A 284-nucleotide genomic window follows, 5' to 3' on the forward strand; every position below is an offset into this window, starting at 1 on the left:
CGATCACCGCATCCGCAGGCGCAGTTATTTTTACGCCAACCGTTCCGTCAATCTCGGAATGTGCGATCGTGCCGTCATTATTGGTATCTTCGGAAATAAGTACAGTAGGTGCGGAAGTAGGAGTTGTGTCGCCCATGATGGCCGAATCACTTGCCGTCTCGGAGATATTACCGGCCTTATCCACCAGAGTTGCCGTGACGGTGATGTTTTCCCCGTCTTCCGGTCGTGCATACTCGAGGATTAACCCGTTATCGAGAATATCCTGGGTTACGGCGTGATCGGTG

General features: G+C 52.5%; 1 protein-coding gene. It reads right to left on the reverse strand.

What is annotated here, in order from left to right:
• A partial coding sequence (locus FCL47_RS24655; RefSeq protein ID WP_167496630.1) for a hypothetical protein occupies nt 1-284 on the reverse strand: 284 nt, incomplete at both ends.

Origin of the sequence: Desulfopila sp. IMCC35006 (assembly GCF_005116645.1) — a bacterium.
Lineage (GTDB): Bacteria > Desulfobacterota > Desulfobulbia > Desulfobulbales > Desulfocapsaceae > Desulforhopalus_A.